Genomic DNA, 26546 nt, shown 5'->3' on the forward strand with positions numbered 1-26546 from the left:
GGAGAGATGGGATCGGTGATCGTGCTGGCCGAGGCCGGCGAGCAGGGCGTCAGCAAGCCCACCCTGGAGCTCCTCACCCTGGCCCGGCGGCTGGGCGAGCCGGTGGCCGTGGTCGTGGGCGAGCCGGCCGGGGGTGTGGTCGAGACGCTGGGCCGGTACGGCGCGACCGCCGTGCTCACCGCGGCCGAGCCGGCGCTGCAGGAGGGTCTGCCCGCGCCGCGGGCCGAGGCCCTGGCTCAGCTGGCGGGCGACCGGCAGGCGTCGGTCGTCCTGCTCACCTCCACCCCCGACGCCAAGGACGTGGCGGGCCGGCTCGCGGTCCGGCTGACCGCCGCGCTCGTCACCGACGCCACCGACGTCCGGTCCGGCGAGGGCGGCGTGGTCACCCGGCAGTCGGTGTTCGCCGGCAGCTGGACCGTCGAGGCCGCCAGCACCGCCGACGTCGCGGTGGTGACGGTCAAGCCGAACTCGGTCGAGGCCGAGGAGGCCCCGGTCGAACCGGCCGTCGAGACCGTCCAGGTGACCCTGTCGGAGACCTCGACGGCCGTCCGGGTGCTCGAGTCCAGCCCGAAGGCCGCCACCGGACGCCCGGAGCTGACCGAGGCCGCGATCGTCGTCTCCGGCGGACGTGGCACCGGCGGCGACTTCGCCGCGGTCGAGGCGTTCGCCGACGCCCTGGGAGCCGCGGTCGGCGCCTCCCGGGCGGCGGTGGACTCCGGCTGGTACCCGCACGCCTACCAGATCGGCCAGACCGGCAAGACCGTCTCCCCGCAGCTGTACGTGGCCGCGGGGATCTCCGGGGCGATCCAGCACCGCGCCGGGATGCAGACCTCGCGCGCGGTGGTCGCGGTCAACAAGGACCCGGAGGCGCCGATCTTCGAGATGGCCGACCTCGGCGTCGTCGGCGACCTGCACACCGTGCTGCCGGCCGTCACCGAGCAGCTCCGGGACGCCCGCGGCTGAGGCCGTCCTGGGCTCGTCGGGGCAGGATGGGGCCGTGAGCCTGCGCACCTACCTCGACCACGCGGCCGGGACGCCGATCAGCGCGGTGGCGCGTGAGGCCCTGCTCGAGGCGCTGGAGCTGACCGGCAACCCGTCCTCGGTGCACCGCTCCGGCCGCGCCGCTCGGCGGCTGCTGGAGGAGGCCCGCGAGTCGCTGGCGGCCAGCCTGGACGCCCACCCGACCGAGGTGGTGCTGACCTCCGGCGGCACCGAGGCCGACAACCTCGCCCTGCGCGGCAGCTGGCTGGCCCGCCGTGGTGACGGCCGCGACCAGGTGGCCGTCTCCACCGTGGAGCACCCGGCGGTGGCCGAGACCGCCGCCGCGCTCGCCGCCGAGGGCGCGGAGGTGGTCGGTCTCGGCGTGGACGCCGACGGCCGCGTCCTCGACTCCGCCTGGGCCGCGCTGGGGGAGCGGACCGCGGTGGCCTCGGTGATGTGGGTCAACAACGAGACCGGCACCGTGCAACCGGTCGAGCGCCTCGTCGAGGACTGCCGCCGGGCCGGGGCCAGCAGCCACAGCGACGCGGTCCAGGCGGTGGCGAGCGAGCCGGTCTCCTTCGCCGGCAGCGGGCTGGACCTGATGACGGTGTCGGGCCACAAGCTCGGCGCGCCGGTCGGCGTCGGGGCCCTGCTGGTCCGCCGCGGGCTGGCGCTGGCCGCGGTGGGGCACGGCGGCGGGCAGGAGCGCGACCTGCGCTCCGGCACCGTCCCGACCGCGCTCGCGGCCGCCCTCGCCGCGGCCTGCGCCGACGCGGTGGCCCGGCGCACCGAGCGGACCGCCACCTGGGTGGGGCTGCGGACGCGGCTGCTCGACGGGCTGGCGGCCACCGACCTGACCGGCTGGCGGGTGCACGGGGGCGAGCGGACGTCCCCGGCCATCGTCAACCTCGGCTTCGACGGGTTGCGCTCCGACGACCTGCTGATGCTGCTGGACGCCGCCGGTCTGGACTGCTCGACCGGCTCGGCCTGCTCGGCCGGGGTCATCCAGCCCAGCCCGGTGCTGCTGGCCATGGGGGCGGGGGAGGAGGCCGCCCGCGGGTCGCTGCGGGTCTCCTTCGGCGCCGCGTCCTCAGCGGCCGACGTCGACGCCCTGCTCACCGCGCTGCCCGGCGCCGTCGAGCGGGCCCGCCGGGTCGGTGGCTGACCGACCGCCTCAGCCGATCGGCCGCTCCTGCTGCTGACCCCGGCGCTCGCGGCGGTAGCGGGTCGGGCTGACCCCGTGCCGGCGGCGGAAGCGGGTGGAGAAGTACAGCGGGTCGCCATAGCCCACCCGCCGCGCCACCTCGGCCACCGGCTGGCTGGTCAGCTCGAGCAGCTCGGCGGCCAGCTCCATCCGCTGCGCGTCCAGGTGGCGCAGCGGCGGGCTGCCCACCTGGGCGCTGAACAGGTGGCTGAGCCGGGACGCCGACAGGTGCGCCACCCGGGCCAGGTCCTGCACGTCGAGGTCCTCGGCCAGGTGGGCGTCGATGTGCTCGAGCACCCGCAGCACCCGCTCGTCCAGGAGCCGCTGCCGGGGGTTCTGGGTGTCGTACCACAGCAGCGCCGCCTCGAGCGCGTTCTGGGCGAACAGCTCGGGCCGCCCGACCGCCATCCGGCTGGCGCGGGCGGCGTCCAGCAGGGCCCGACGGACCCGCTCGGCCACCTCCGCACCCAGCCGCAGGTGCCCGACACCGGTGGCCACCTCGGGCCAGTCCAGCAGCGCCACCCAGGTCGGCGGTGGGCGGAAGTGGGTCCACAGCAGCTCCCAGCGGCCGGCCGCGGGGTCGGTGCCGTACTCCTGCACCGTCCCCGGTCGCACCAGCACCGCCTGGTCCGCGCCGACCGCCATCTGCCGGTCGTCGGCGGTCAGCAGCAGCCCGGCACCGTCGACGGTGTGCAGCAGCAGCCAGTCGTCGGTGCCGCGGGAGCGCCGGACGTGGTAGCGCACCCCCTCGCTGAACTCGCCGGCGCTGACCCGGCGGACGGCGGGAGGCGGCAGCTCGACCGCGGGCGTCTCGAACGACACAGCAGGATCCTCCATGTCCGTGACCTCGGTGCCCATTCCACACCCCGGCCGGTCCGACCAGGCTGAGAGGTATGACGAACACCCTCTCCGAGGCTCCCGCCGGTCACCCCGACGTCTCCGACGTGACCGGCCTGGAGACCTTCCCCGCCGACGCCGTCGACCCGGCCGCGCTCGCCGACGCCTACCGCCGCAACGGTGCGGTGCAGCTGCGCGGCCTGCTCGACGAGCAGGAGATCGCCGAGGTCCGCGAGGCCTTCACCACCCACATGGAGACCGACGGCACCGGCGGCTCCTTCGACGAGATCCCCGAGGGCGACCCGCTGCGCGCCTACCCCCGGATGATCCACCCGCACCGCGGCGACCACGCCCCCGGACGGCTGGCGCGGCGCTGGCTGCTGGATGAGCGGGTGGTCGGGCGCGTCCGCGATGCCCTCCAGGCCCCGGTCTGGGCCGCGCAGTCGATGTTCTACTTCAAGCCCGCCGGCGCCCGCGGCCAGGCGATGCACCAGGACAACTACTTCCTGCAGTCCCACCCCGAGACCTGCGTGGCCGCCTGGATCGCCGTCGACGACTGCGACGAGGCCAACGGGGCGCTCGGCGTGGTGCCCGGCACCCACCGCTACGAGATCTCCTGCCCGGAGGAGGCCGACGCCGCCGAGTCGTTCACCTCGATCACCGTGCACATCCCCGACCACCTGCGGGTGGTGCAGACCGAGATGAAGGCCGGCGACGCCCTGATCTTCCACGGCAGCCTGGTGCACGGCTCGAAGCCCAACACCACCGCCGACCGGTTCCGCCGCTCGCTGATCTTCCACTACATCCCCGAGGGCAGCCGGGAGGTGGCGAACAGCTACCAGCCGCTGCTGGCGGCCGACGGCTCGGAGGTCCACATCGACGCCTCGGCCTTCGGCGGCACCTGCGGGGAGGGCTGGGTGCCCAGCAACCACTGACCGCATCCGCTGAGGTCGGCCGCGGGCGCTGGTGCGACGATCAGGCCATGATCTTCTTCTTCGGCACCCGGGTGCGCCGCAAGCTGCTGGAGTCCGGGTCGTTCCGCTGCCCGTACTGCCTGGAACCGCGCGGGTACGAGCGGCTGGGCGTGCGCACCTGGATCCACGTCTTCTGGATCCCGGTGATCCCGCTCGGCAGTGGCCAGGAAGAGGTCCGCTGCCGGTTCTGCCAGAACGGGTGGGCCCCGAAGGTGCTGGAGGGCACCCGGCTCGACTGAGCCGACGGACGCAGCGCCTGAGACCGTCGACAGCCTGCTGAGCCACCGCGTCCTGGGCCGGTCGAAAGGCCACGTGACCACAGCGCCCTGAGCCTGTCGACGATGTGACCAGCGGGCAGCTGCCCGTGCCGGGCTCGGCGCCGTCGTCGTCGGACCGGGTCGGTAGGCTCGGCCGACGTGAAGGTTCTGGTCGCGATGTCCGGCGGGGTCGACTCCGCCGTGGCCGCCGCGCGGATGGTGGACGCGGGTCACGAGGTGACCGGAGTCCACCTCGCGCTGTCGAAGAACCCGCAGTCCTTCCGCACCGGCGCCCGCGGCTGCTGCTCCAAGGAGGACGCCCACGACGCCCGGCGGGCCGCCGACGTGCTGGGCATCGATTTCTACGTCTGGGACCTCTCCGACCGCTTCGCCGAGGACGTGGTGGACGACTTCGTCGCCGAGTACGCCGCCGGCCGCACCCCGAACCCCTGCCTGCGCTGCAACGAGAAGATCAAGTTCTCCGCGGTGCTGGAGCGGGGCGTCGCGCTCGGCTTCGACCGGGTGGCGACCGGTCACTACGCCCGGCTGGTGGACGGGCCCGACGGCGTCGAGCTGCACCGGGCGGTGGACGCCGGCAAGGACCAGTCCTACGTGCTCGGGGTGCTCACCGCCGACCAGCTGGCCCGCTCGGCGTTCCCGCTGGGCGACAGCCCCAAGGCCGAGGTGCGGGCGGAGGCGGCGCGGCGCGGGCTGCTGGTCGCCGACAAGCCCGACAGCCACGACATCTGCTTCATCAGCGACGGCGACACCGCCGGCTTCCTCGCCGACCGGCTCGGGGAGCGGCCCGGTGACGTCGTCGACGCCGACGGCACCGTGCTCGGCCGGCATCCCGGCAGCCACCGCTTCACCGTCGGCCAGCGCCGCGGGCTGCGGCTGGGCGTCCCCGCCGCCGACGGGCGTCCGCGGTTCGTGCTCGACATCTCCCCGGTCGACAACACCGTCACCGTCGGCCCGCGCGAGGCGCTGCAGGTGCACGCGCTGACCGGGGTGCGCCCGCGCTGGACCGCCGCCCCGCCGGCCCCGGGCTGGCACGGGGAGGTGCAGCTGCGCGCCCGCGGCGAGCCGCTGCCCGCCACCGCCGAGCTGGTCGACGGCGACCTCCACGTCCGCCTGTCGGCTCCGGCCACCGGCGTCGCCCCCGGCCAGGCCGTCGTCCTCTACGACGGCACCCGCGTCGTCGGCAGCGCCACCATCGCCACCACCGACCGCACCCCACCCCAGCGCCCTGAGCCGACCTCGTCCCAGCGCCCTGAGCCGACCTCGTCCCAGCGCCCTGAGCCGACCTCGTCCCAGCGCCCTGAGCCTGTCGAAGGGCCCTCCGTCCCCGTGAGCGCGCGGTGACCGCCCGCGCCACCGGGATAGGCTCCTGGCCGGGCACCGACCCCGCCGGCGCGATCCGGCTCACCCTCGGCGAGCTCGGCGAGAACGGCAGCCCGGGTGTGCCCTACTTGCCCGAGCTGCCCGACCGCGGGGCGCACGCCGGCACCACCGGGCGCACCGCGGCGATGCTGGTCGGGCTCGGGCTCGACCTGCAGCCGGCCGGCTGGCGGCTCACCGACGCCCCGGGCATCGACCACCGACGGGCGATCTCCCTGCTCCGCCAGGACCTCGACCTGCTGGAGGAGGAGGCGCAGGGCTACAGCGGTCCGCTCGCCCTCACCGCCGCCGGGCCCTGGACGCTGGCCGCCACCGTCGAGCGCCCGCGCGGCGACCGGGTGCTGGCCGACTCCGGCGCCCGCCGCGAGCTGGGGGAGAGCCTGGCCGAGGGGCTGGGCGACCTGGTGGCCGAGCTGCGCCGCCGGCTCCCCGCCCTCAGCCTGACCGTGCAGCTCGACGAGCCGGCCCTGCCCGCCGTCCAGGACGGCCGGATCGGCACCGCCAGCGGGTTCTCCCGGCACCGCGCGGTCGAGCCGGCCGAGCTCTCCGCCGCCCTCGAGACGGTGACCGGCGCCGTGCGCGACGCCGGTGCGGAGCAGGTGGCGCTGCACTGCTGCGCCGCCGGGCTGGACGTCCGGCTCGTCCTCGACGCCGGCGTCGGGCGGCTGCTGCTCGACGTCGACCGGCTCAGCCGCGCCGACGTCGACCTGCTCGCCGAGACGCTGGACGCCGGCCGGGCCGAGGTCGGGCTGGGGATCCAGCCGACCGGCGTCGCCGACGCGGTGCTCAGCCCGGACCGCCTCACCGACCGAGCCCTGCACCTGCTGCGACCGCTCGAGCTGGGCCCCCAGGTCGCCGAGCGGGTGCTGCTCACCCCTGCCTGCGGGCTCGCCGGCTGGACCGCCGGCCCGGCCACCGCGGTGCTGCGCCACCTGGTCCGCGCCGCCCAGCTGGTCACCGACGAGCTCAGCCGCTGACCAGACCGCCCGACCCGGCCGCAGCGCCCTGAGTCTGTCGAAGGGCCGAGCTGCGGGTGGCGCTGTTACCGCGCGGGTGCGGCCGGTCTACGGTGCGGGCGTGGGAGTCCGCGACCGTCTGCTCGCCTACTACGCCGAGGAGCTGCCGACCCGGCGCGACCGTCCGCTCGGTCCGGAGCGCACCGCCCGGCTGACCGACTTCACCGCGCGCTGCCGCGGCGAGGGCCTCCGGTCCGTGCTCGAGGTCGGCTGCGGCGCCGGGCGGGACGGCGTCGTGCTCCGCGGCTCCGGGCTCCACTACGCCGGGGTCGACCTGTCGCCGGTGGGCGTGGTGCTGTGCCGGGAGCAGGGGCTGACGGCGGTGGTGGCCTCGGCGACCGCCCTGCCGTTCGCCGACGGCTCGGTCGACGCCGGCTGGACGATGAGCACCCTGATGCACCTGGAGGGCGACGACCTCGACGTCGCAGTCGCCGAGCTGGGACGGGTGGTCCGACCCGGTGGGCTGCTCGACATCGGCCTGTGGGGTGCCGACACCCCGCAGGACCGGATCGACGAGGCCGGCCGGTTCTTCCAGCAGCGCACCGACGACGAGGTCGTGGCGCTGCTGGGCACCGTCGGCACCGTCGAGTCCCTCGAGATCTGGGACCGGTTCGCCGACGGCGGGCACTACCAGTGCGCCCGCGTCCGCATCGCCCGGTAGACCGAGCCGCTCCAGCGCCGTCCTGAGCAGGCTGGGCCAGTGCGGGTCGCTGTCCGGGCCGACGACGAGGCGGCCGGTGCGGAAGGGGCCAGCCGGGCGCCGCGCCCGCTCCTCGCCTCAGAGCGTGGTGGTGAGGACTCCGCCCTCTGCGCGCAGCGCGGCACCGTTCGTGGCCGAGGAGAGCGGGCTGGCCAGGTAGGTGACCAGGTGCGCGATCTCGTCGGGCTCGATGAAGCGCTGCAGCAACGAGGTCGCGCGAGCGGTCGCGAGCGCACTTCTCATCTCATCGGCGGGGACACCACGCGCCTCGGCCGCTTGCTCCACCGCGGAAGCGACCCCTTCGGAGTACGTCGGCCCGCCCAGGACCGTGTTGACGGTGACAGCGGTGCCACGGGTGGTCTTGGCGAGCCCGTTGGCCAGTGCGAGCACGCCCGCCTTGGTGGTCCCGTAGTGGGTCATGTCAGCAGGAACATCCACGCCGGCCTCGCTGCCGATGAAGATGATCCGGCCCCATCCCTTGCCCAGCATGCTCGGGAGGGCGTGACGCGACAGGCGGACACCGCTCATGACGTTGATGTCGAAGTACCGCTGCCAGTCACGATCGCTGATGTCGCCGAAGGTGCCGACCTCGAAGACGCCGACGTTGTTGACGAGGACGTCGATCTCGTCGAGCCCGTCGAGCAGCTCTCGCACCTGCTCGGGCTCGGCGAAGTCGGCCGTCAGTCCGGAGACGGTCCCGTGGGGGACGGCCCTCTTCAGCTCGCGCACCGCAGCGTCGACCCGCTCCGCACTGCGTCCGTTGACGATGACCTCAGCACCCTCGGCGAGCAAGGCCCGGGCGATCGAGTAGCCGATCCCCTGCGTCGACCCGCTCACGAACGCCCTCTTGCCCTCGAGCCCAAGCTCCACCGGTACCGCCCCTCTTGATCACTTGCCGAAGAAAGTCAGGCCTCAACCTAATGACTTTCCTGTGCAAGTCAAGGTGTCGAGGTCGGGCCGGCGCTGCACCTAGGCTGTCACCATGGGCGACCCGCGGGAGAGTTCCGGTCCACCGGCGTCGCTCGCCGGCAACGACCTCGAGACCTGGGCCGCCCTCGCGACCCTGCTGGAGTGGTTGCCGGCCGCCCTCGACAGCCAGTTGCAGCGGGACGCTCAGCTGACGCACTTCGAGTACGGCGTGCTGTATGCGCTCGCTCAAGCGCCTGAGCGCACGCTGCGCATGAGTGTCCTGGCGGGTTATGCGAACAGCTCGTTGTCGCGGCTGTCACGAGCGGCGGCACGCCTGGGGTCTCGGGGTTGGCTGCGGAGGACGCCCGACCCGGTCGACGGGCGCTACACGTTGGCAGTCCTGACCGATTCCGGCCATGCGAAGGTCCTGGACGCCACCCCTGGCCACGTGCAGGTCGTGCACCGGCTCGTCCTCGACCGGCTGACGCGGGCGCAGGCACGTCAGCTGCGCGAGATCAGCCGGCGCATCACGACGGCGATCCGTGAGCAAGGCGCCTGGGAGCCGTCGTGAGGCACGGACCGGCTGCCATGCACGTCGACCTGGTGATCGGTCCAGGAGCCGTTCGCGGTGACGTGAACAGGGGCATGCCGCGAGGCGCCTCGGCCGGCGCACCGTACGGCTAGGCCCCTGCGGCGGTCTTGGCGGCCTCGATCGCTGACCTGAAGTCGGGAGTGGCTCCGAGCTGGGCGAGCCACACATTCGCCGCGTTGTAGCAGTTGAAGGTCTCGATCTTCCCCTCACGGAGGTACCAGAGATCTGCCGTCGGCACGTCGATCCGGCGGCCGGTCGGAGGGATCGCGCCGACCGGGGTCGGGAACTCGCCGAGATGCGTCCCCTGGATCCGCAGCTCGACGGCGACGACCTCACCGAACGCGTGCACGCCGAGCAGCTCGCGGTGGATGTCGGGGAAGGCGCTCGCGAGGCCGGCCAGTGCGTGCGGGATCTGGTCTCCGCGGAAGGTCAGCGAGTTCGGTACGTCGTTGAACGTCCCGTCCTCGGTGAACAGGGCGCGGAAGCCGTCTCCATCGAGGACGTCCCCCTCGGCCAGCCGATAGGCCTCGCGGACCACCTCTTCGTTGCTCGCCACTTCTGCTCCTCCTCTGCTCGGTCCGCCAGGCCGCCGCCCTGCCGGACCGAGGGCGACCCGTCGGGTCCTGGCCATGGCTGGCTCCTGGCTCACCGAGCGTGTAATTGACTGAGTCGTCCAAAACCCTAATCGGTAATGGACCGAATCGTCAATAACGGGTAGCCTGGAGGCGTGGCCAGACCGAGGGAGTTCGACGAGGAAGCGGTCCTCGAGCGTGCGCGCGAGCAGTTCTGGACCACGGGCTACGCCGGGACGAGCATGGACGCCATCGCCGCGGCGACCGGCCTGGGCAAGGGCAGTCTGTACGGCGCCTTCGGCGGGAAGCGGCAGCTGTTCCTGCGGGTCTTCGACGCCTACTGCGCGCGCATCGCCGACGCAGTGGCGGACGGGTTGACCGGCCCGGACGACGGTGCCTTCATCCGACTGTGCGCCCACATCCGTGCGGCGGCGGCCGGGATCGCCGCCGACGGACTCCACCGCGGATGCCTCCTGGCGAAGGGCACGGCCGAGCTCTCCGAGCACGACCCCGACGTCACCGTGCGATCCCGGCGGACGCTGGAGCGCATCGCCACGGCACTGGCCGAGGAGATCCGCGCCGCGCAGCGTCACGGCGACCTCGACCCCGCGGCCGACGCCGACGAGCTCTCCACCCTCGTGCTGGCCGTCCTTCGTGGCATGGAGGCCCTCGGCAAGGCAGGGATGGACGGCGACCGGCTGGAGAGGGTGGCCGAGACCGCCATCGGCCTGCTGCCGCGGACCGGCCAGGCGAGTCAGGCAGTCCCCGCGGGCAGGTAGGCGGGCGCGAGGAAAGGGGAGGCGAGGCGCACCGGTCGGCGCTAGCGTCCGGTCCGGTGCGGACCGAGGAGCAGATCCACCTGGCGGCGGCCGACGCGGTGGCGCCCGGCAGTCGGGTCGGGGACGTCCGGGCCTACCGCCGGCACCCGCTGCCGTTCCCGGCCCGGCTGACGGTGATCACGCCGGCCGGGCCGGTGGAGTGCGTGGCGAAGGCAGCGCCTGCGGCGTCGAGCCGGCTCGACGTCGAGGCGACCGCCCTGCGGCTCCTGTCCGAGGTCGGCGCCCGCTCCCCACGCCTGCTCGCCGGCCCCGTGCCCGTGCAGACCGACAGCGGCCCCTTCCATGTCCTCGTCATGACGCCCCTACCGGGTGAGGTGCTGCCATGGCTGCAGGTGCCCGACCTCGCGACCGGAGACCGGACCTGCCGGCTCTGGACCACCGCGGTCGAGGAGCTGCACGTCCTCACCGAGCCGCTGGCGGCTCTGCCCGGGAGCCGGCACCTGGCCCGCCGGACCCTCGACGACGAGCTGGCCGACGTCCTCGCCGGCGACAGCGACCGGATCAGCAGCCCCCTGGCCGACCGGGCGATCGAGCTGCTCGGAGTGCATCTCGCCGTCCACCGCAGACCGCTGGTCTTCTCCAACGGAGACCTGAACCCCCTCAACGTCCTCACGGAGGACGGAGGTCGGGTGGGCTGGGTGGACTTCGAGCATGCCGTGTTCGAGGACCCGCTGATCGGTCTGCCGAAGTTCTGGTTCTGGGCCGACGATCCCGGGTGGGCCACCGGCGCCAGGTTGGGGCTGGTCGAGCGGTACCTCTACCGCCACCGAGTGCCCGCCGAGACCTTCGCGGTGCGCATCCTGCTGCGCGGTCTCACCCATCTACGTGACACCGACCCTGAGCATCCGCCCCAGCAGCTGGTCACCACCCTCGAGCACGCCGTCGACGTCCTCGCACGCTGACGCCCTCCGCGGGGACGTCGGGCTGTCATGCGGCGCCGCGATCTGCCACGATCGGGTGGTGGTCGACGTCGACGCCTTCGCCCGGCAGTCCCGGTTCTCCGACCCGGGGCGCCACGCCGCCCGGCTGCGGGAGGTGCCGGACGACCTGGCCAGCCTGTGCGCCGTCTCGCGCAACCTGGTGGCCCACTACCGCGCCGAGCTGCCCGACCTGCCGCAGGAGCGCTGGCCGGAGGTCGACAGCCGTTGGGTCGAGGTCATCCTCGACCTCGACTCCCGGCGTCATCCCGACGACCTCAGCCGGCCCCGGGCGACCGCCGACAAGGTGGCCGGTTGCTGCCGCGACCACTCGCTGCTGGTGGTGGGGGCTCTGCGCCAGCGTGGCGTCCCGGCCCGGACCCGGGTCGGCTTCGCCCACTACTTCGCCTCCGACTGGGCAGCCGACCACGTCGTGGCCGAGCGCTGGCAGGACGGGCGGTGGCGGCGGGCGGACCCCGAGCTGGGCGACGGGCACCCCTTCGACGTCCTCGACATCCCGGCCGGTCCCCACGCGCCGTTCGAGACCGCGGCCGAGGCCTGGCTGGGCTGGCGCGCGGGGGACCGCGACCTCAGCCGGTACGGCGTCTACGGCGCCCCCGAGCTCGCCGGCCCCGACTTCGTCCGCACCTACGTCGTCTTCGAGGTGGCACACCGCTTCGGCGACGAGATGCTGCTGTGGGACGCCTGGGAGGCGACCGAGCACCCGCTGGAGCCGACGGAGACCGACGAGCTGGCCCGGCTCCTCGTCGCAGCGGACGCCGGCGACGCGTCCGCGGAGGACGAGCTCGCCGCGCGCTACCGCGAGGACGACCGGCTGCACCCCGGCGACCGCGTGACGACCTACTCCCCGTTCGACCTGCCCCCCAGGACCGTCGAGCTGGCGCATCGGGGAGGGGAGACCGGACCTGCTCAGACGTCGACGGCGTAGCCGAGCTGCAGGTCGCTGGCGTTCATCCCGCGGATGCCCCAGCTGGCCCTCGGTGTCTCGAACAGCGTGATCTCCACGCTGTGCGGCGCCGTGCCGGTGGCCTGCTCGATCCTGTCGAACAGCTCCTGGATCAGCTGTCGTCTGGCGCGCTCGGACCGCCCTTCGAACAGGGAGATCTCGACGATGGTGTAGTCCGTGCCACGGTCGTCGGGGTGGATGAAGTCCTCGTCGTCCAGCGGGATGAAGCGCTGGAAGCGCTTCTCGGCGGGGTAGCCGAGTGCCGCCATCACCGCACCGTGGATGGCGTCGGAGAGCGCGGCTCTGCGCGCGCGGAGTGAGTCCCGGTGCCCGTAGACGACGACCTGTGCCATGGCGAGACGCTAGCCCGCCCCTGCTGTCTGGCGGATCCCGGGACCCCGGCTGGGCGGCGCATCCGCCTACGAGCAGGCCTCGAACATCGCCAGCGCCGCCGCGTGACGCTGCCGGGCGTAGGTCTGCAACGCGTGGTCGGCCCGGCCGCGGCGGTCGACGAGGACCGACAGCGGGTAGGTCGAGGCGAGGGTGTAGGCCGCGCCGACGGCCAGCACCCCGTCCAGGTCGGCCGACGGCACCGTCGGGTGCGCGGCCCGGTAGCTGTCGAGGAGACCGGGCAGCTCGGTCCGCCAGCGCGGCACCGCGAGGGTGCGCGGGTCGCCGGCGATGCGGGCGATCTCCCACGCCAGGAACCCCCGGGTGGGCGGCTGGAAGTCGATCACCGCCGCCACGTCGTCGCCGCGCAGCAGGACGTTCGGCGCCGCCAGGTCACCGTGCAGCACCTGCTCCGTCAGCGGCGGCAGCCGCTGCAGCACGGCGCGGACCGCAGGCAGCAGGGCACGCCGCTGACCGAGGGCGTCGAGCGCCCACCGGCCGAACCCGCCCGCTGCCGCGGCGGGGCGGCGGTACCGCTCGACCAGCGCGTCGTACGCGGCAGCGGCGGCATCCAGGTCGAGCAGCCGCACCGGATCGGCGCTGGCCGGCGGCCCGGAGGGGTGGCTCGCCAGATGGCGGTGCAGCCGACCGAGCACAGCACCGACCGTGTGCCAGCGCCGACCGCTCAGGCCGGTCTCGGCGGTCTCGCCGTCGATGAGCTCCCACACCGACAGGAGCAGACCGTGGCTGCGCGCCACGACCGCACGGTCGACGCTCCGCCGCAGACCCGGCACCGGCGTCCCGCCCCGTCCGGCGAACTCGGTCAGCTCGACCGCCCTGGCAGCGGCCGCCGCCGCGCCGGCCGACCGGTGCACCTTGGCGAACCACCGTCCGCCGTCGCGGGCGGTGATGCGGAAGTTGTCCGAGGCGGTTCCGGAGTGGATGCGCTCGGCCCGGTCCACGGCGATGGCGAAGGCGTCCTGGAGCGCGCCACGCAGCGCGTCGGCGATCGGCTCCGAGCCTGCGGCGGTCGACGTCTCCACGCCCCGACCCTCTCAGCGGGCGCAGCCCGCGCGCACGCGCCCTCCTCAGCCGCGTCGGCGCACCGACAACGCGACCGACGGCACCGCGGGACGCTCGCGCTCGCCGCGGCGCGGCAACCGCCGCAGCAGCTCGACGGCGTCGCGGCGGGCCGCCTCCACGTCGTCCCAGCCGACCTGCTCGGCCGCCAGCAGGTCCAGCTCACGGGCCAGCGCGTCGTGCGCGCGGCGGACCAGGTGCCGCTCCGCCCGCAGGTCGGCGACGTCGTCGGTGCCCGGCGCGGTCAGCTCGGCCGAGGCCAGCTCGGCCTCCAGCAGCCCGAGGCAGCGTTCGGCGCGCTCGGTGCCGACGAGGTAGCCGCGGCCGTACCGCAGCAGGCGGTTGAGCCCGACCGCCGCCAGCGCGCACAGCCAGGCGGGGAACGCGGCGCCGGAGTCGGCCACCCCGAGTGCGAAGCGGACGAACAGGGCGACCACCCCGAGCACCACCAGCAGCAGCCCGATCTCGGTGGCCTCCGGACGTCCCAGCGCAGGCCGCACCGAGCGCTCGGCCCGGCGCGACGAGCTGACCGTGACCATCGCCACCGTGACGGCGAAGGCGAGCATCGACAGCAGCGTGGCCCCGCCCAGCCCGAGGTAGATCGAGCCGATGCCGAGCGCCCCGACGGCGGCGAACAGCGCCAGCCGGATGACGTCGACCGGACGGGAGGAGAGTCGTGCGTCCCGCGTGCCCATGTCCCGCTCCTCCGCTCGTCCGCCCCGCCGGGTCACCCGAGCCCGGCCGGCCCCTGCTCCAGCAGGACGACGAACTGCTCCTCGGTCAGGACCGGACGTCCCAGCTCGCGGGCCTTCGCCTCCTTGCTCCCCGCATTCTCACCGACGACCACGTAGTCGGTCTTCTTCGACACGGACCCCGACGCCTTCCCGCCGCGGCTGAGGATGGCCTCCTTGATCTCGTCGCGGGTGAACCCCTCCAACGAGCCGGTGACCACCAGGGTCAGCCCCTCCAGCGTCTTCTCGGTGGCGGTGTCGACCTCGTCGGCCATCCGCACCCCGGCGGCGGCCCACCGCTCGACGATCTCGCGGTGCCAGTCGACGGTGAACCACTCCTGCACCGACTCCGCGATGATCCGGCCCACCCCGTCGGTGCCGGCCAGCTCGTCGGTGCTGGCCGCCCGGATCGCCTCGACCGAGCCGAACGCCTGGGCCAGCGCCCGTGCCGCGGTCGGGCCGACGTGGCGGATCGACAGCGCCACCAGCACCCGCCACAGCGGCTGGCTCTTGGCCTTCTCCAGCTCCTCCAGCAGCGTCACCGTGGTCGCCCGCGGCGCCGGCGGGTTCTTCGCGTTGCCGGCGGTGTAGAAGAACGGCTCGAGCGCCGGCGGCTGCTCCACCCCGCCCCGCTTGCGCCGCCGCCACACCCGCACGTCGGCGAGGTCGTCCACGGTGAGGTCGAACAGCCCCGCCTCGGAGGTGAGCACCGGGGTCTGCCGCGGCTCGGTGGCGTCGGCCGGACGTCCGTGCTCGGGGTCGACCAGTGCGATCGAGGCCTCCCAGCCGAGCGCCTCGATGTCGAAGGCGCCGCGTCCGGCCAGCGCGAACACCCGTTCGCGCAGCTGGGCGGGGCAGTGCTGGGCGTTGGGGCAGCGCCAGTCCTTGTCGCCCTCGCGCACCGGGCCGACCGGGCTGCCGCAGGAGGGGCACTCGGTGGGCATCACGAACTCACGGACGTCGTCGGTGCGCAGCGCCAGCACCGGGCCGAGCACCTCGGGGATGACGTCGCCGGCCTTGCGCAGCACCACGGTGTCGCCGATCCGGACGTCCTTGCGCTTCACCTCGAAGGCGTTGTGCAGGGTCGCCAGCTCCACCGTCGACCCGGCGACGGTGACCGGCTCCATCACCGCGTACGGGGTGACCCGGCCGGTACGGCCGACGTTGACGTCGATGTGCAGCAGCTTCGTGGTCACCTCCTCCGGCGGGTACTTGAAGGCGATCGCCCACCGCGGGGCCCGGCTGGTGGAGCCGAGCTGGCCCTGGGCGGCGAACTCGTCCACCTTGACCACGACCCCGTCGATCTCGTGCTCGACGTCGTGGCGGTGCTCGCCCCAGCGCTTGATGTAGCGGTTGACCGCGTCCAGGTCGGAGAGCACCTCGGTGTGCGGGCTGGTGGGCAGCCCCCAGCCGGCCAGCAGCGCGTAGATCTCGGACTGGCTGCGCACGGTGACCCCCTGCCGGGCGCCGATCCCGTGCACGTACATCGCCAGCTTCCGCGACGCCGTCACCGCCGGGTCCTTCTGCCGCAGCGAACCGGCGGCGGTGTTGCGGGGATTGGCGTAGGGCGGCTTGCCGGCCGCGGCCTGGGCCTCGTTGAGGAGCTCGAACTCCGCCACCGGGTAGAACACCTCGCCCCGCACCTCGACCAGCGCCGGCGGGTCGTCGGTGGCCAGCCGCTGCGGCACCGAGGCGAGGGTGCGGACGTTGGCGGTGATGTCCTCACCGACCCGGCCGTCGCCGCGGGTGGCCGCCCGCACCAGCTCGCCGTCCTCGTAGACCAGGGCGACCGCCAGGCCGTCGATCTTCAGCTCGGTGAGGTAGGAGAAGGACTGCTCGCCCAGCTCGCGCCGGACGCGGGCGTCCCACTCGGCCATCTCCTCGGCGGTGAAGGCGTTGTCGAGGCTGAGCATCCGCTGCAGGTGCTCCACCGGTGCGAAGGAGGCCCCGACCACGCCACCGACGGTGCGGGTGGGGGAGTCGGGCCGGCGCAGCTGGGGGTGCGCCTCCTCCAGCGCCCGGAGCTCGCGCTCGAGCCGGTCGTACTCGGCGTCGGACATGATCGACTCGTCGCGGTCGTAGTAGGCCAGCCGGGCCTCCTCGAGCCGTGCGGTCAGCTCGGCGACCCGCTGCTGGACCTCGGTGGTGGCGGCCTCGCCGGCCACCACGGGCTCACCCTCGTCGGTGCTCGTCACGTGCTCATTCTGCCCGGACGCTCCGACAGCGCCGGGCTACGGCACCCGGCTACGCTGCCGGTGTGCGCCTCTTCTCCGACCTCAACCTCAACGGCCGCACCCCCGCCCAGGTCCGTCCCAACCTCGGCGACTGGGGTCCGGAGCTGGTGCCGAGCACCCGCAGCAAGAAGCGCGCGCGGTTCTGGGTGGTGCCGGCCTTCGTCGGGGCGTTGCTCGTGGTGGCCGGGGTCTTCTGGTTCCTGGTCACCCAGCTGACGACCGGCTGACCCGCCGGCTCAGGCGCTGGCCACCATCCCGCACAGGTGCTTGAGCCGGGCCAGCTCCGAGGCCAGGAACTCCGGCCCGCCCTGGCGCCCGACCACGATGCTCAACCCGTCGCCGACCGGGGCCACCGCGGCGGTGGTCTCACCCCACGACGGCAACCAGTCGCTGGGCAGCTCGACGGTGTGCATCTCCTCCAGCGGCCCCAGCGCCTGCATCCCCTCGGGGGTGAGCTCGGGCGCCATGTCGGTGCCGAACACCACCTCACCGGCGCGGCCGTCGAGCAGCAGCGCCCAGTGCCCGTGGAAGACCAGCGGGGCGGACTCGGTGAGCAGCTGGGCGGCCTGGTCGGGATGGCGCTGCATCCGCTCCAGCGCCTCGATGTCGGACTGCAGGCTGCCGCCCTCGGGGTAGCGGGAGAACCACAGCACCCGCACCCCCTCGATCGCGGTGCAGGCGCTGACCAGGTTGTCCGGCATCGCCCCGTTCGGCAGGGTCAGGGTGAAGTCGTCGATGGCCTGTCCGTGCTCCTTGCCGACGATCTGGATCGAGCGGATGTCGGCGCCCACGGTGCCCACCGCGCTGGCGATGAGGCCCAGCGAGCCCGGACGGTCGGGGAGCGAGACGCGCATCAGGAACACACGGCCATTCTCACCCATCGGTGTTGCGGGGGTGTCACGGTCCGCCTCCCGGCCGGCCGGTCGGGCGGCGACGACCCCCGCGCACCGGCGGTGTTCCCCTAGGATGAGCAGTCGGTCCGGCCACCCGCCGGAACCCGTCCGACCACCCGAGGGGAGCCCCTGTGGCGTTGACCACCGACGACGTGGCCCGGCTGGCGAAGCTGGCCCGGATCGAGCTGAGCGAGGCCGAGCTGGAGCACCTGGCCCCGCAGCTGGACGTGATCCTGGAGTCGGTCGCCTCGGTGCAGCAGGTCGCCGGGCCCGACATCGAGCCCACCTCCCACGCCCTGCCGCTGACCAACGTCTTCCGCGAGGACGAGGTGCGACCGTCGCTGCCGCGCGAGGACGTGCTGGCGGGTGCGCCGGCCGCGGAGGAGGAGCGCTTCCGGGTGCCCCGGATCCTGGGGGAGGAGGCCTGATGAGCGAGCTGCTGCACCGCACCGCGGCCGAGCTGGCCGCCGGGATCGCCGCCGGCGAGCACTCCAGCGAGGAGGTCACCCGCGCCCACCTCGACCGCATCGAGGCGGTCGACGAGGTGGTGCACGCCTTCCTGCACGTCGACGGCGAGCGCGCCCTCGAGGCCGCCCGCGCGGTCGACGCGAAGGTCGCCGCCGGGGAGCCGCTGGGCCCGCTGGCCGGCGTCCCCCTCGGGCTGAAGGACGTCCTCACCATGCGCGGCGCGCCGACCACCTGCGGGTCGAGGATGCTGCGGGACTGGCACCCGCCCTACGACGCCACCGTCACCCGCCGGCTGCTCGAGGCCGGGCTGGTCGTGCTGGGCAAGACCAACATGGACGAGTTCGCGATGGGCTCCTCCACCGAGAACAGCGCCTACGGCCCGACCCGCAACCCGTGGGACACCAGCCGGATCCCTGGTGGCTCCGGTGGCGGCTCGGCCGCCGCGCTGGCCGCCTTCGAGGCCCCGCTGACCATCGGCACCGACACCGGCGGCTCGATCCGCCAGCCCGCGGCGGTCACCGGCACGGTCGGGGTCAAGCCGACCTACGGCGGCACCTCCCGCTACGGCCTGGTCGCGCTGGCCTCCAGCCTCGACCAGCCCGGGCCCTGCGCGCGCACCGTCCTCGACGCCGCGCTGCTGCACCAGGTGATCGCCGGCCACGACCCGCTCGACTCCACCTCCATCGACGCCCCCGTCCCCGACGTGGTCACCGCTGCCCGCTCCGGCGACGTGGCGGGGATGCGGATCGGCGTGGTCCGCGAGCTCGGCGGCGAGGGCTACGCCCCGGGTGTCGAGCAGCGCTTCACCGAGGCCGTCGAGCTGCTGTCGGGGCTGGGCGCGGAGGTCGTCGAGGTCTCCTGCCCGAGCTTCGACGCCGCCCTGGGGGCCTACTACCTGATCATGCCGAGCGAGGCGTCCTCCAACCTGGCCCGTTTCGACGCCATGCGCTTCGGGCTGCGGGTCGGCGACGACGGCACCCGCAGCGCGGAGGAGGTGATGAACCTCACCCGCGAGGCCGGCTTCGGCGCGGAGGTGAAGCGGCGCATCATCATCGGCACCTACGCGCTGTCCAGCGGCTACTACGACGCCTACTACGGCTCGGCGCAGAAGGTGCGCACCCTGATCAAGCGCGACTTCGACGCCGCCTTCGAGCGCTGCGACGTGCTGGTCTCGCCCACCACCCCCAGCACCCCGTGGCCGCTGGGGGAGCGGGTGGACGACCCGCTGGCGATGTACAAGGCCGACCTGTGCACGCTGCCGAGCAACCTCGCCGGCAACGCCGCGGCGTCCTTCCCCGCCGGGCTCGCCCCGGAGGACGGGCTGCCGGTCGGCCTCCAGGTGATGGCACCGCCGATGGCCGACGACCGCCTCTACCGGGTGGGCGCGGCGCTGGAGCGGGCGCTCACCGAGCAGTGGGGCGGCCCGCTGCTGAACCGGATCCCCCAGCTGCAGGAGGTGTCGGCGTGACCGCGACCGTGATGGGTTACGAGGAGGCGCTGCGCTCCTTCGACCCGGTGCTGGGCCTGGAGGTGCACGTCGAGCTGAGCACCCGCTCGAAGATGTTCTGCGGCTGCTCCACCGCCTTCGGCGCCCCGCCCAACACCCAGACCTGCCCGGTCTGCCTGGGGCTGCCCGGGGCGATGCCGGTGGTCAACCGGACGGCGGTGGAGTCGGCGATGCGGATCGGGCTCGCGCTCGGCTGCTCGATCGCCGACTGGTGCCGTTTCGCGCGGAAGAACTACTTCTACCCCGACATGCCGAAGAACTTCCAGACCTCGCAGTACGACGAGCCGATCGCCTTCGACGGCTTCCTCGACGTCGAGGTGGACGGCGAGCCGTTCCGGGTCGAGATCGAGCGGGCGCACATGGAGGAGGACACCGGCAAGTCGCTGCACGTCGGCGGCTCCACCGGACGCATCCACGGCGCCAGCCACTCCCTGCTCGACTACAACCGCTCCGGCGTGCCGCTGATCGAGATCGTCACCAAGCCGATCACCGGCACCGGGGCCCGGGCGCCGGAGGTGGCCCGGGCCTACGTGGAGGCGCTGCGCGACCTGCTGCGGGCTCTCGACGTCTCCGACGTCCGGATGGAGCAGGGCTCGCTGCGCTGCGACGTCAACGTCTCGCTGCGCACCGACCCGACCCAGCCCTTCGGCACCCGCACCGAGACCAAGAACGTCAACTCCTTCCGCAGCGTCGAGCGCTCGGTGCGCTACGAGATCACCCGGCAGGCCGCGCTGCTGAGCGAGGGCACCGCGATCACCCAGGAGACCCGGCACTGGCACGAGGACACCGGCACCACCTCCCCGGGCCGCTCCAAGGAGACCGCCGAGGACTACCGCTACTTCCCCGAGCCCGACCTGGTGCCGATCGCGCCGAGCCGGGAGTGGGTGGAGCAGCTGCGCGCCACCCTGCCCGAGCCGCCGGCCGAGCGGCGTCGCCGGCTGCGCGAGGAGTGGGGCTACTCCGAGCTGGAGATGCGTGACGTCGTCAGCTCCGGCGCGGTGGACCTGATCGAGCAGACGGTCGCCGCCGGCTGCGCCCCGCAGCCCGCCCGCAAGTGGTGGGTCGGTGAGCTGGCCCGGCGGGCCAACGAGTCCGGCACCGAGCTGGACGCGCTGGCCATCACCCCGGCCCAGGTGGCGCAGGTGCAGCAGCTGGTCGAGGCCGGCACCGTCAACGACAAGCTGGCCCGCCAGGTGATCGAGGGCGTGCTCGCCGGCGAGGGCTCGCCGGCCGAGGTCGTCGAGGGCCACGGGCTGGCCGTGGTCTCCGACGACGGGGCCCTGGGCGCGGCGGTCGACAAGGCGATCGCGGCCAACCCCGACGTCGCGGAGAAGATCCGTGGCGGCAAGGTGCAGGCCGCCGGTGCGCTGATCGGTGCGGTGATGAAGGAGATGCGCGGGCAGGCCGACGCCGGCCGGGTGCGCGAGCTCATCCTGGAGAAGCTGGCCTGAGCGTGACGGCGGGACGGGCCCCGGCCGGGGAGGTCTGGCACTTCAGCGAGGACCCCACGATCACCGGGTTCGTCCCGCACGTCGCCGCCACCGCGCGGCAGCCGGAGGCCTACGTCTGGGCCGTCGACGCCGCGCGGTGCCCCGACTACTGGTTCCCGCGGCAGTGCCCACGGGCGATGGCCTGGCGTGAGCCCGGCACCGACCCCGGCGTGGCCGACCGGCTGCTCGGCCGCAGGACGGAGCGGGTCCACGTCATCGAGCACGGCTGGCTGCGGCCGCTGCTGACCACGACGCTGTACGCCTACCCGTTCGACGCCCGGGACTTCCGGCCCTTCGGCACGCCGGTGCACGCCTCCGTCGCCGAGCGGCCGGTCCACCCGCTGCGGGCGCCGGAGGTGCTGGACGACCTGGCGGGGCTTCACGCGGCGGCCGGGATCGAGCTGCGGGTCACCCGCGACCTGTTCGGCTGGTGGGCCGAGGTGGTCGGGTCGGGGCTGGGCTTCTCCGGGATCCGGCTGCGCAACTCCCCGCGCCACCGCGATCCCTGACCCCAGCGCCTGCTCGATCTGGGCGCGCGCCCGGTTCGAGCCGGTGGTCGAGCGCGAGGCCGGGTTCGCCACGGCCTCGGTCACCGACCCCTTCGGCCACGTGCCCGGGCTGATCCACAGCCCCCACTACCGCGAACGCGCCGACGGCCCGTCGACGGGATGAGGGCTGCGGCGGGTCTCAGTCCTCGTCGAGGGGGACGTCGCGCCACTGGTCGCTGACGTCGGCGGGGTCGGCCTCGGCCGGCAGCCGCTCCGGGGCGTCCGGACTGGGGTCGGTGGCGGGGTCGAGGTCGCGGGCCTGCTCCTGGGCGTCGGCCTCGTCGCGCTCGCGGTACACGTCGGACATCGGGTCCTCCTCTGGTCGGGGGGTCACAGGCTGAAGTCGGCGTCGGTGAGGGCCCGCACGGGCTCCTCCTCACCGATCACCTGCAGGTCGGCCACCGCGCCACGGCCGTGGCCGTAGAGCAGCAGCTCCGAGGGGCGTCCGACCAGGGTCACGGTGTCGGCGCCGGAGGAGACCCGCAGCTGCCGGTCCTCGCCCGACGCCCGGCCGTCGCCGTCGGAGCGCTCCAGCACCACCCCGACCGGGGCCCGGCGGAAGAACGCCCGGCCCAGCAGCTTGAGGCGGCGCCAGACCCAGTCCTCGGTCTCCGCGCCCAGGTCCCGCGGCGGCGCCGGGTCGGGCCCGGCCCGGCGGACGTCCTCGTGGTGCACCAGGAACTCCGTGGCGTTGGCCGGCTCGTCCACCCCGGGCAGGGCGAACACCGAGAACCGCGCCGGCCCCTTGCGGATCTTGTCGACCAGCTCGGCGTACTCCCAGCGCTCCTTGGTCTCGCTCATCCGCTTCTCGGTCAGACCGGCCAGCGGCTTGGCCACGATGCCGGGCGCGCCCAGCGGGTCGGTCTCGCGCACCCACAGGTGCGCGGCCAGGTCGTGGGTCGTCCAGCTGCCGCACAGCGTCGGCGCCGCGGGACCCACCGAGTCGAGCAGGTCGCAGAGGGCGGCGCGTTCTGACTGAGCGAGATGCACCCTGGCACTGTAGTGCCCGCCGTCCCCGGCGCCGAACGGTCAGCCCGGGCTCGGCGCGCGACGCAGCGCGGTCCGCTGCCGCGGCCAGCCGGGGCCTTCCGGCAGGACGTCGGCGGTCACCACCGACAGGCCGTCGCGGGCGAACCAGCCCATCTCCTCCCCGGGTCAGCAGCCAGGCCGGGCCCCGATTCGTCGTCGGCGGCGCGCCGCTCGACGGCCCGCTGCCACCTCATTCGTGGTCATGACGGCCGGTCCGCCCAGCCCGCGCCACAATGGGTCGGTGCCCGACGACCCCGCAACCGCCGACCGCCTCGACCCCGCGGTGGCCGAGCTGCTGCGCCGCAACGCCGACGGCCTGGTGCCCGCGGTGGTGCAGGACGCCACCAGCGGCCGGGTGCTGATGCTGGCCTGGATGGACGGGGAGGCCCTGCACCGCACCCTGACCACGCGCCGCGGCACCTACTGGTCGCGCAGCCGTCAGGAGTACTGGGTCAAGGGCGAGACCAGCGGCCACGTCCAGCACGTCCGCACCGTCGAGCTCGACTGCGACGGCGACACCCTGCTGGTGCGGGTGGACCAGACCGGCCCGGCCTGCCACACCGGTGCCGCCTCCTGCTTCGACGTGCACTCCCTGCTCGGCGAGGCGGGCTGAGCCGGTCGGTCGACACGGCTCGCCGGCCGCGGGCGTCCCCTACGCTGGGGCGGCAGATCCGGGCCAGGTGGGCCCGGCGAGGAGGAAGGCAGGCACGGGGTGCAGATCGAGCCCAGCATCGAACGGTTCCGCGAGCTCGCCCGCGACACCCGGGTGATCACCGTCTGGACCCGGCTGGTGGCCGACGCCGAGACCCCGGTCGGGCTGTACGCCAAGCTGGTCGGCACCGACGGGCTCTCCGGTGGGCCCGGCAGCTACCTGCTGGAGTCGGTCGGGCAGGGGGTGCGCTCGCGCTGGTCCTTCGTCGGGGTCTCCTCGGCTGCCACCCTCACCGAACGCGACGGCAAGGCCGTCTGGACCGGCCACACCCCGGTCGGGCTGCCCAGCGGCGGCGACCCGTTGCAGACCCTCGGCCAGACGCTGACCCGCCTGCAGGGCGTGCGCCAGGAAGGGCTGCCGCCGCTGCACTCGGGGATGGTCGGCTACATCGGCTACGACGCGGTCCGCCGGATCGAGACGCTGCCCGACAGCAACCCCGACGACCTCGGGCTGCCCGAGCTGCAGATGATGCTCATCACCGACCTGGCGGCGCTGGACCACCAGACCGGCGAGGTGTGGCTGATCGCCAACGCGCTCAACTTCGACGACACCGACGAGCGGGTCGACGAGGCACGCGCCGACGCCGTCCGCCGGATCGAGGCGATGGCCGAGCGGCTGGCCCGACCCACCCCCGCCCTGGTCGCCGAGGCGGGGGAGGAGTCCCCGCTGCGGGTGCGCGACCAGCGCACGACCGCCGAGTACGCGGCGGCCGTCGAGGCAGCCGTGGAGGAGATCAAGGCCGGCGAGGCCTTCCAGGTGGTCGTCAGCCAGCGCTTCGACGTCACCACCGGGGTGGACGCCTTCGACGTCTACCGGGCGCTGCGGCTGAGCAACCCCAGCCCCTACCTCTACCTGGTGCGCTGCGACGGCTTCGACGTCATCGGCTCCAGCCCGGAGGCGCTGGTCACCGTCACCGACCGGCGCGCCACCACCCACCCGATCGCCGGCTCCCGCCCCCGTGGCCGGGACGCGGCCGAGGACCAGGCGCTGGAGGGCGAGCTGCTGGCCGACCCCAAGGAGCGCGCGGAGCACCTGATGCTGGTCGACCTCGCCCGCAACGACCTGGGCCGGGTCTGCGAGCCCGGCACCGTGGCGGTGGGGGAGTTCATGCAGGTGCGCCGCTACAGCCACATCATGCACCTGGAGTCGTCGGTGGTCGGCCGGCTGCGCCCCGACCGCACCGCGCTCGACGCCGTGCTGGCCTGCTTCCCCGCCGGCACCCTCTCCGGGGCGCCGAAGGTGCGCGCGATGGAGATCATCGACGAGCTCGAGGTCTCCCGCCGCGGGCTCTACGGCGGGGTGGTGGGCTACCTCGACCTCGCCGGGGACGCCGACATGGCCATCGCGATCCGCACCGCCGTGCTGCGCGACGGGGTGGCCCACGTCCAGGCCGGCGGCGGCATCGTGGCCGACTCCCGGGCCGCCACCGAGGACGCCGAGTCGCGCAACAAGGCCGCGGCGGTGCTGCGCGCCATCGCGCGGGCCGAGCAGCTGCGCCCGCTCCGCCCGGCGGGGGACGGCGCGTCGTGACCGCGCCCGGGCGAGTCGGCGCATCGTCCCGGACCGGGCGGAGCCGACCGCTCGCGACCGGGCTGACGGTGCTGGCCGCCGCCGGGCTGCTGCTCACCGCCGGCCAGCCCTGGGCGACACTGAGCGCCGAGGACGCCACCGCCACCCTGGCCGGCGGCACGCTGACCGGCGGGCTCGCCCAGGCGCTCGGGGTGGTGGCCGGCGCCGGCGCCCTGCTCGGGCTGACCCTGCGCGCCCGTGGACGACAGGTGCTGGCCGGGCTGCTGCTGCTGGTCGGACTCGGGGCGGCGTGGGTCGGCCTGCGGCCGCCGGAGCCCACGGAGCAGGCGGCCCGGGCTGCGCTCAGCCGGGTCAGCCTGAGCGGCACCTGGCAGACCACCACGACGCCCTGGCCCTGGCTCTACGCCTCCGCCGCGCTGCTGCTGGTCGCGGCCGCGGTGCTGACCCTGCTCCGCGCCGGGCGCTGGGCGCCACGCCCGGACCGCTACCGCCGCGACCGGCCCGTACCCGACGCCGACGACCCGACCTCGGTCTGGCGCGCGCTGGACGCCGGTGAGGATCCGACCGCGGAGCCCCGGACCGACCAGCCCGGCGGGGACGGCGTCCCGCAGCACCCGATTTCCCCCTCCGGTCGCCCGGGGGACAGAATGAGGTCCACACCCGACTCCGAGGGGAGACCATGAGCGACGCGCCGGCGCGCAGCCACACCCATCCCAGGTACCACCACGGCCGTTCCCCGGCCGCGTGGGCGGGGGTCATGATCTGCCTGGTGGGCTTCTTCGTGGCCACCATCGGGTTCCTGGTCGGGCCCGGACCCGACATCACCCCCCACTGGCTCGTCATCGGCATCGGCGGCGCCATCATCGCCGCGGGCTGCGTGGTCACCGCGGTGATGCGTGCCCTCGGGCGGGGCAACGACTGAACGGGCAGGACTCGAGCGAGGGGGTTCGGATGGGAGTGCTGGACGAGATCGTCGCCGGCGTGCGCGAGGACATGGCCACCCGGATGGAGGCGGTGAGCCTGGACGAGCTCAAGGAGCGCGTCCAGAGCCTGCCGTGCGCGCTCGACCCGCTGCCACGCTTCCGCGCCCCGGGCGTGTCGGTGATCGCGGAGGTGAAGCGGGCCAGCCCCAGCCGGGGCGCGCTCGCCGACATCAGCGACCCCGCCGCGCTGGCCCGTGACTACGAGGCCGGCGGGGCCGCCGCCATCTCGGTGCTCACCGAGGGACGCCGCTTCGGCGGATCGCTGGAGGACCTGCGCCGGGTCCGCCGGGCGGTGGACGTCCCGGTGCTGCGCAAGGACTTCATCGTCAGCGCCTACCAGCTGTTCGAGGCCCGCGCCGCCGGCGCCGACCTCGCCCTGCTGATCGTGGCCGCGCTCACCGACGACCAGCTCGTCTCGCTGATCGAGCGGGCCGTCTCGATCGGGCTCACCCCCCTGGTCGAGGCCCACACCGGCGAGGAGATCGAGCGCGCGGTCGCCTGCGGTGCCGAGGTGATCGGCATCAACGCCCGCAACCTGCAGACCCTCGAGGTCGACCCGACCACCTTCGCCCGGCTCGCGCCCCAGATCCCCAGCGGCATCGTCCGCATCGCCGAGTCCGGCGTCCGCGGGCCCCGCGACGTGTTCGAGCTGGCCGAGGCCGGGGCTGACGTGGTGCTGGTCGGAGAGGCCCTGGTCACCGGGCGCGAGCCGCGCGCGGCCGTGGCCGACCTGGTCTCGGCCGGTGCGCACCCGGCCCTGCACCACCGTGCCGGCTGAGACCGGCTCC

General features: G+C 74.3%; 31 protein-coding genes. 21 read left to right on the forward strand and 10 right to left on the reverse strand.

Annotated elements, in window-relative coordinates; genetic code table 11:
- Nucleotides 1–6 precede the first annotated feature (6 nt).
- Entirely contained in the window at nt 7–963 is a 957-nt protein-coding gene (locus tag DT076_RS01005) for an electron transfer flavoprotein subunit alpha/FixB family protein (RefSeq protein ID WP_114124785.1), read from the forward strand.
- 34 nt (nt 964–997) lie between these two features.
- The gene (locus DT076_RS01010) at nt 998–2146 is read left to right on the forward strand and encodes a cysteine desulfurase family protein (protein ID WP_114124786.1); all 1149 of its coding nucleotides are present in this window, start codon (nt 998–1000) and stop codon (nt 2144–2146) included.
- Nucleotides 2147–2155: 9 nt separating this feature from the next.
- On the opposite strand, the gene DT076_RS01015 is transcribed toward DT076_RS01010, so the two are convergent.
- Nucleotides 2156–3022, reverse strand: a complete 867-nt coding sequence (locus tag DT076_RS01015; RefSeq protein WP_114125187.1) for a helix-turn-helix domain-containing protein — start codon at nt 3020–3022, stop codon at nt 2156–2158.
- A 56-nt stretch (nt 3023–3078) separates the two neighbouring features.
- Here DT076_RS01015 and DT076_RS01020 point away from each other — a divergent pair, with 56 nt between their 5' ends.
- The 5 genes from DT076_RS01020 to DT076_RS19265 all read left to right on the forward strand — a co-directional run bounded on the left by DT076_RS01020 (nt 3079) and on the right by DT076_RS19265 (nt 7328).
- Entirely contained in the window at nt 3079–3957 is an 879-nt protein-coding gene (locus tag DT076_RS01020; protein WP_114124787.1) for a phytanoyl-CoA dioxygenase family protein, read from the forward strand.
- Between the two features lie 47 nt (nt 3958–4004).
- Nucleotides 4005–4235, forward strand: a complete 231-nt coding sequence (locus tag DT076_RS01025; protein ID WP_114124788.1) for a hypothetical protein — start codon at nt 4005–4007, stop codon at nt 4233–4235.
- A 177-nt stretch (nt 4236–4412) separates the two neighbouring features.
- A complete protein-coding gene (gene mnmA / locus DT076_RS01030; protein ID WP_199538865.1) occupies nt 4413–5615 on the forward strand; it encodes a tRNA 2-thiouridine(34) synthase MnmA in 1203 nt (400 codons plus the stop codon).
- On the forward strand, nt 5612–6628 hold the full coding sequence (locus DT076_RS01035) for a uroporphyrinogen decarboxylase/cobalamine-independent methonine synthase family protein (RefSeq protein ID WP_114124790.1): 1017 nt from the start codon (nt 5612–5614) through the stop codon (nt 6626–6628). The genes mnmA and DT076_RS01035 overlap by 4 nt, the downstream gene beginning before the upstream one ends.
- 100 nt (nt 6629–6728) lie before the next feature.
- Nucleotides 6729–7328 (forward strand): class I SAM-dependent methyltransferase, encoded by a 600-nt coding sequence (locus DT076_RS19265; RefSeq protein ID WP_158548011.1) that lies wholly within the window; start codon nt 6729–6731, stop codon nt 7326–7328.
- A gap of 117 nt (nt 7329–7445) precedes the next feature.
- Here the strand turns inward: DT076_RS19265 and DT076_RS01045 are convergent, their stop codons facing one another.
- Nucleotides 7446–8204, reverse strand: a complete 759-nt coding sequence (locus DT076_RS01045; RefSeq protein WP_233493555.1) for an SDR family NAD(P)-dependent oxidoreductase — start codon at nt 8202–8204, stop codon at nt 7446–7448.
- Nucleotides 8205–8349: 145 nt separating this feature from the next.
- Here DT076_RS01045 and DT076_RS01050 point away from each other — a divergent pair, with 145 nt between their 5' ends.
- Nucleotides 8350–8847, forward strand: coding sequence for a MarR family winged helix-turn-helix transcriptional regulator (locus DT076_RS01050; RefSeq protein WP_114124793.1), 498 nt, complete (start codon nt 8350–8352; stop codon nt 8845–8847).
- Nucleotides 8848–8956: 109 nt separating this feature from the next.
- Here DT076_RS01050 and DT076_RS01055 read toward each other — a convergent pair whose 3' ends face one another.
- Nucleotides 8957–9424: an ester cyclase gene (locus DT076_RS01055; RefSeq protein ID WP_114124794.1), complete on the reverse strand. Its 468-nt coding sequence runs from the start codon at nt 9422–9424 to the stop codon at nt 8957–8959.
- Between the two features lie 171 nt (nt 9425–9595).
- Between DT076_RS01055 and DT076_RS01060 the strand changes: the two genes are divergently transcribed.
- The 3 genes from DT076_RS01060 to DT076_RS01070 are packed head-to-tail and all read left to right on the forward strand — an operon-like array spanning nt 9596 to nt 12145.
- Nucleotides 9596–10219 carry a TetR/AcrR family transcriptional regulator gene (locus tag DT076_RS01060; protein WP_114124795.1) on the forward strand — a complete coding sequence of 208 codons (624 nt, stop codon included), beginning with the start codon at nt 9596–9598 and terminating at the stop codon, nt 10217–10219.
- A gap of 56 nt (nt 10220–10275) precedes the next feature.
- The gene (locus DT076_RS01065; RefSeq protein ID WP_114124796.1) at nt 10276–11181 is read left to right on the forward strand and encodes a protein kinase family protein; all 906 of its coding nucleotides are present in this window, start codon (nt 10276–10278) and stop codon (nt 11179–11181) included.
- A gap of 58 nt (nt 11182–11239) precedes the next feature.
- Nucleotides 11240–12145 carry a transglutaminase domain-containing protein gene (locus tag DT076_RS01070; protein ID WP_114125188.1) on the forward strand — a complete coding sequence of 302 codons (906 nt, stop codon included), beginning with the start codon at nt 11240–11242 and terminating at the stop codon, nt 12143–12145.
- Here DT076_RS01070 and DT076_RS01075 read toward each other — a convergent pair.
- The 4 genes from DT076_RS01075 to ligA form a co-directional block, all read right to left on the reverse strand.
- Nucleotides 12127–12516, reverse strand: a complete 390-nt coding sequence (locus tag DT076_RS01075) for a tautomerase family protein (protein ID WP_114124797.1) — start codon at nt 12514–12516, stop codon at nt 12127–12129. The genes DT076_RS01070 and DT076_RS01075 overlap by 19 nt on opposite strands.
- 66 nt (nt 12517–12582) lie before the next feature.
- Nucleotides 12583–13596: a phosphotransferase enzyme family protein gene (locus DT076_RS01080; protein ID WP_114124798.1), complete on the reverse strand. Its 1014-nt coding sequence runs from the start codon at nt 13594–13596 to the stop codon at nt 12583–12585.
- A 45-nt stretch (nt 13597–13641) separates the two neighbouring features.
- Nucleotides 13642–14328 (reverse strand): hypothetical protein, encoded by a 687-nt coding sequence (locus tag DT076_RS01085; RefSeq protein ID WP_114124799.1) that lies wholly within the window; start codon nt 14326–14328, stop codon nt 13642–13644.
- A gap of 32 nt (nt 14329–14360) precedes the next feature.
- Complete coding sequence (gene ligA, locus DT076_RS01090) at nt 14361–16559, reverse strand: NAD-dependent DNA ligase LigA (protein ID WP_114124800.1); 2199 nt, start codon at nt 16557–16559, stop codon at nt 14361–14363.
- Nucleotides 16560–16621: 62 nt separating this feature from the next.
- On the opposite strand from ligA, the gene DT076_RS01095 reads away from it, so the two are divergent.
- Nucleotides 16622–16825 carry a hypothetical protein gene (locus DT076_RS01095; protein WP_114124801.1) on the forward strand — a complete coding sequence of 68 codons (204 nt, stop codon included), beginning with the start codon at nt 16622–16624 and terminating at the stop codon, nt 16823–16825.
- A 9-nt stretch (nt 16826–16834) separates the two neighbouring features.
- Here DT076_RS01095 and DT076_RS01100 read toward each other — a convergent pair whose 3' ends face one another.
- Nucleotides 16835–17455, reverse strand: coding sequence for an ACT domain-containing protein (locus DT076_RS01100; RefSeq protein ID WP_114125189.1), 621 nt, complete (start codon nt 17453–17455; stop codon nt 16835–16837).
- Between the two features lie 167 nt (nt 17456–17622).
- On the opposite strand from DT076_RS01100, the gene gatC reads away from it, so the two are divergent.
- Genes gatC through DT076_RS01120 form a run of 4 tightly spaced genes read left to right on the forward strand, consistent with a single transcriptional unit; the run spans nt 17623 to nt 21465 of the window.
- Nucleotides 17623–17919, forward strand: a complete 297-nt coding sequence (gene gatC / locus DT076_RS01105) for an Asp-tRNA(Asn)/Glu-tRNA(Gln) amidotransferase subunit GatC (protein WP_114124802.1) — start codon at nt 17623–17625, stop codon at nt 17917–17919.
- A complete protein-coding gene (gene gatA / locus DT076_RS01110) occupies nt 17919–19427 on the forward strand; it encodes an Asp-tRNA(Asn)/Glu-tRNA(Gln) amidotransferase subunit GatA (RefSeq protein WP_114124803.1) in 1509 nt (502 codons plus the stop codon). The genes gatC and gatA overlap by 1 nt, the downstream gene beginning before the upstream one ends.
- 11 nt (nt 19428–19438) lie before the next feature.
- A complete protein-coding gene (gene gatB, locus DT076_RS01115) occupies nt 19439–20917 on the forward strand; it encodes an Asp-tRNA(Asn)/Glu-tRNA(Gln) amidotransferase subunit GatB (protein WP_114125190.1) in 1479 nt (492 codons plus the stop codon).
- A gap of 2 nt (nt 20918–20919) precedes the next feature.
- A complete protein-coding gene (locus DT076_RS01120; protein ID WP_114124804.1) occupies nt 20920–21465 on the forward strand; it encodes a DUF6886 family protein in 546 nt (181 codons plus the stop codon).
- A gap of 178 nt (nt 21466–21643) precedes the next feature.
- Here DT076_RS01120 and DT076_RS19540 read toward each other — a convergent pair whose 3' ends face one another.
- Both DT076_RS19540 and DT076_RS01130 read right to left on the reverse strand, forming a co-directional pair.
- Nucleotides 21644–21811: a hypothetical protein gene (locus tag DT076_RS19540; RefSeq protein ID WP_199538867.1), complete on the reverse strand. Its 168-nt coding sequence runs from the start codon at nt 21809–21811 to the stop codon at nt 21644–21646.
- Nucleotides 21812–21834: 23 nt separating this feature from the next.
- Nucleotides 21835–22494: a TIGR03085 family metal-binding protein gene (locus tag DT076_RS01130; RefSeq protein ID WP_114124805.1), complete on the reverse strand. Its 660-nt coding sequence runs from the start codon at nt 22492–22494 to the stop codon at nt 21835–21837.
- Nucleotides 22495–22774: 280 nt separating this feature from the next.
- Between DT076_RS01130 and hisI the strand changes: the two genes are divergently transcribed.
- From hisI to trpC, 5 genes are all read left to right on the forward strand, one after another.
- Nucleotides 22775–23146, forward strand: coding sequence for a phosphoribosyl-AMP cyclohydrolase (hisI, locus tag DT076_RS01135; protein WP_233493556.1), 372 nt, complete (start codon nt 22775–22777; stop codon nt 23144–23146).
- Nucleotides 23147–23245: 99 nt separating this feature from the next.
- Entirely contained in the window at nt 23246–24775 is a 1530-nt protein-coding gene (locus tag DT076_RS01140; RefSeq protein ID WP_114124807.1) for an anthranilate synthase component I, read from the forward strand.
- Nucleotides 24772–25458: a Trp biosynthesis-associated membrane protein gene (locus DT076_RS01145; RefSeq protein ID WP_114124808.1), complete on the forward strand. Its 687-nt coding sequence runs from the start codon at nt 24772–24774 to the stop codon at nt 25456–25458. The genes DT076_RS01140 and DT076_RS01145 overlap by 4 nt, the downstream gene beginning before the upstream one ends.
- Entirely contained in the window at nt 25455–25697 is a 243-nt protein-coding gene (locus DT076_RS01150; RefSeq protein WP_114124809.1) for an HGxxPAAW family protein, read from the forward strand. The genes DT076_RS01145 and DT076_RS01150 overlap by 4 nt, the downstream gene beginning before the upstream one ends.
- Nucleotides 25698–25726: 29 nt before the next feature.
- Entirely contained in the window at nt 25727–26536 is an 810-nt protein-coding gene (trpC, locus tag DT076_RS01155; protein ID WP_114124810.1) for an indole-3-glycerol phosphate synthase TrpC, read from the forward strand.
- Nucleotides 26537–26546 lie beyond the last annotated feature (10 nt).

This window comes from Desertihabitans brevis, from assembly GCF_003327535.1.
Classification (GTDB): domain Bacteria; phylum Actinomycetota; class Actinomycetes; order Propionibacteriales; family Propionibacteriaceae; genus Desertihabitans; species Desertihabitans brevis.

What these genes read in the sequence shown, in the direction of transcription:
- DT076_RS19540 (WP_199538867.1), bottom strand. Translation starts at nt 21,811, where the DNA reads ATGTCCGACGTGTACCGCGAGCGCGACGAGGCCGACGCCCAGGAGCAG.
- DT076_RS01050 (WP_114124793.1), top strand. Translation starts at nt 8,350, where the DNA reads ATGGGCGACCCGCGGGAGAGTTCCGGTCCACCGGCGTCGCTCGCCGGC.
- DT076_RS01025 (WP_114124788.1), top strand. Translation starts at nt 4,005, where the DNA reads ATGATCTTCTTCTTCGGCACCCGGGTGCGCCGCAAGCTGCTGGAGTCC.
- DT076_RS01015 (WP_114125187.1), bottom strand. Translation starts at nt 3,022, where the DNA reads ATGGAGGATCCTGCTGTGTCGTTCGAGACGCCCGCGGTCGAGCTGCCG.
- DT076_RS01020 (WP_114124787.1), top strand. Translation starts at nt 3,079, where the DNA reads ATGACGAACACCCTCTCCGAGGCTCCCGCCGGTCACCCCGACGTCTCC.
- gatB (WP_114125190.1), top strand. Translation starts at nt 19,439, where the DNA reads ATGGGTTACGAGGAGGCGCTGCGCTCCTTCGACCCGGTGCTGGGCCTG.
- DT076_RS01075 (WP_114124797.1), bottom strand. Translation starts at nt 12,516, where the DNA reads ATGGCACAGGTCGTCGTCTACGGGCACCGGGACTCACTCCGCGCGCGC.
- trpC (WP_114124810.1), top strand. Translation starts at nt 25,727, where the DNA reads ATGGGAGTGCTGGACGAGATCGTCGCCGGCGTGCGCGAGGACATGGCC.
- gatA (WP_114124803.1), top strand. Translation starts at nt 17,919, where the DNA reads ATGAGCGAGCTGCTGCACCGCACCGCGGCCGAGCTGGCCGCCGGGATC.
- DT076_RS01005 (WP_114124785.1), top strand. Translation starts at nt 7, where the DNA reads ATGGGATCGGTGATCGTGCTGGCCGAGGCCGGCGAGCAGGGCGTCAGC.
- DT076_RS01085 (WP_114124799.1), bottom strand. Translation starts at nt 14,328, where the DNA reads ATGGGCACGCGGGACGCACGACTCTCCTCCCGTCCGGTCGACGTCATC.
- DT076_RS01150 (WP_114124809.1), top strand. Translation starts at nt 25,455, where the DNA reads ATGAGCGACGCGCCGGCGCGCAGCCACACCCATCCCAGGTACCACCAC.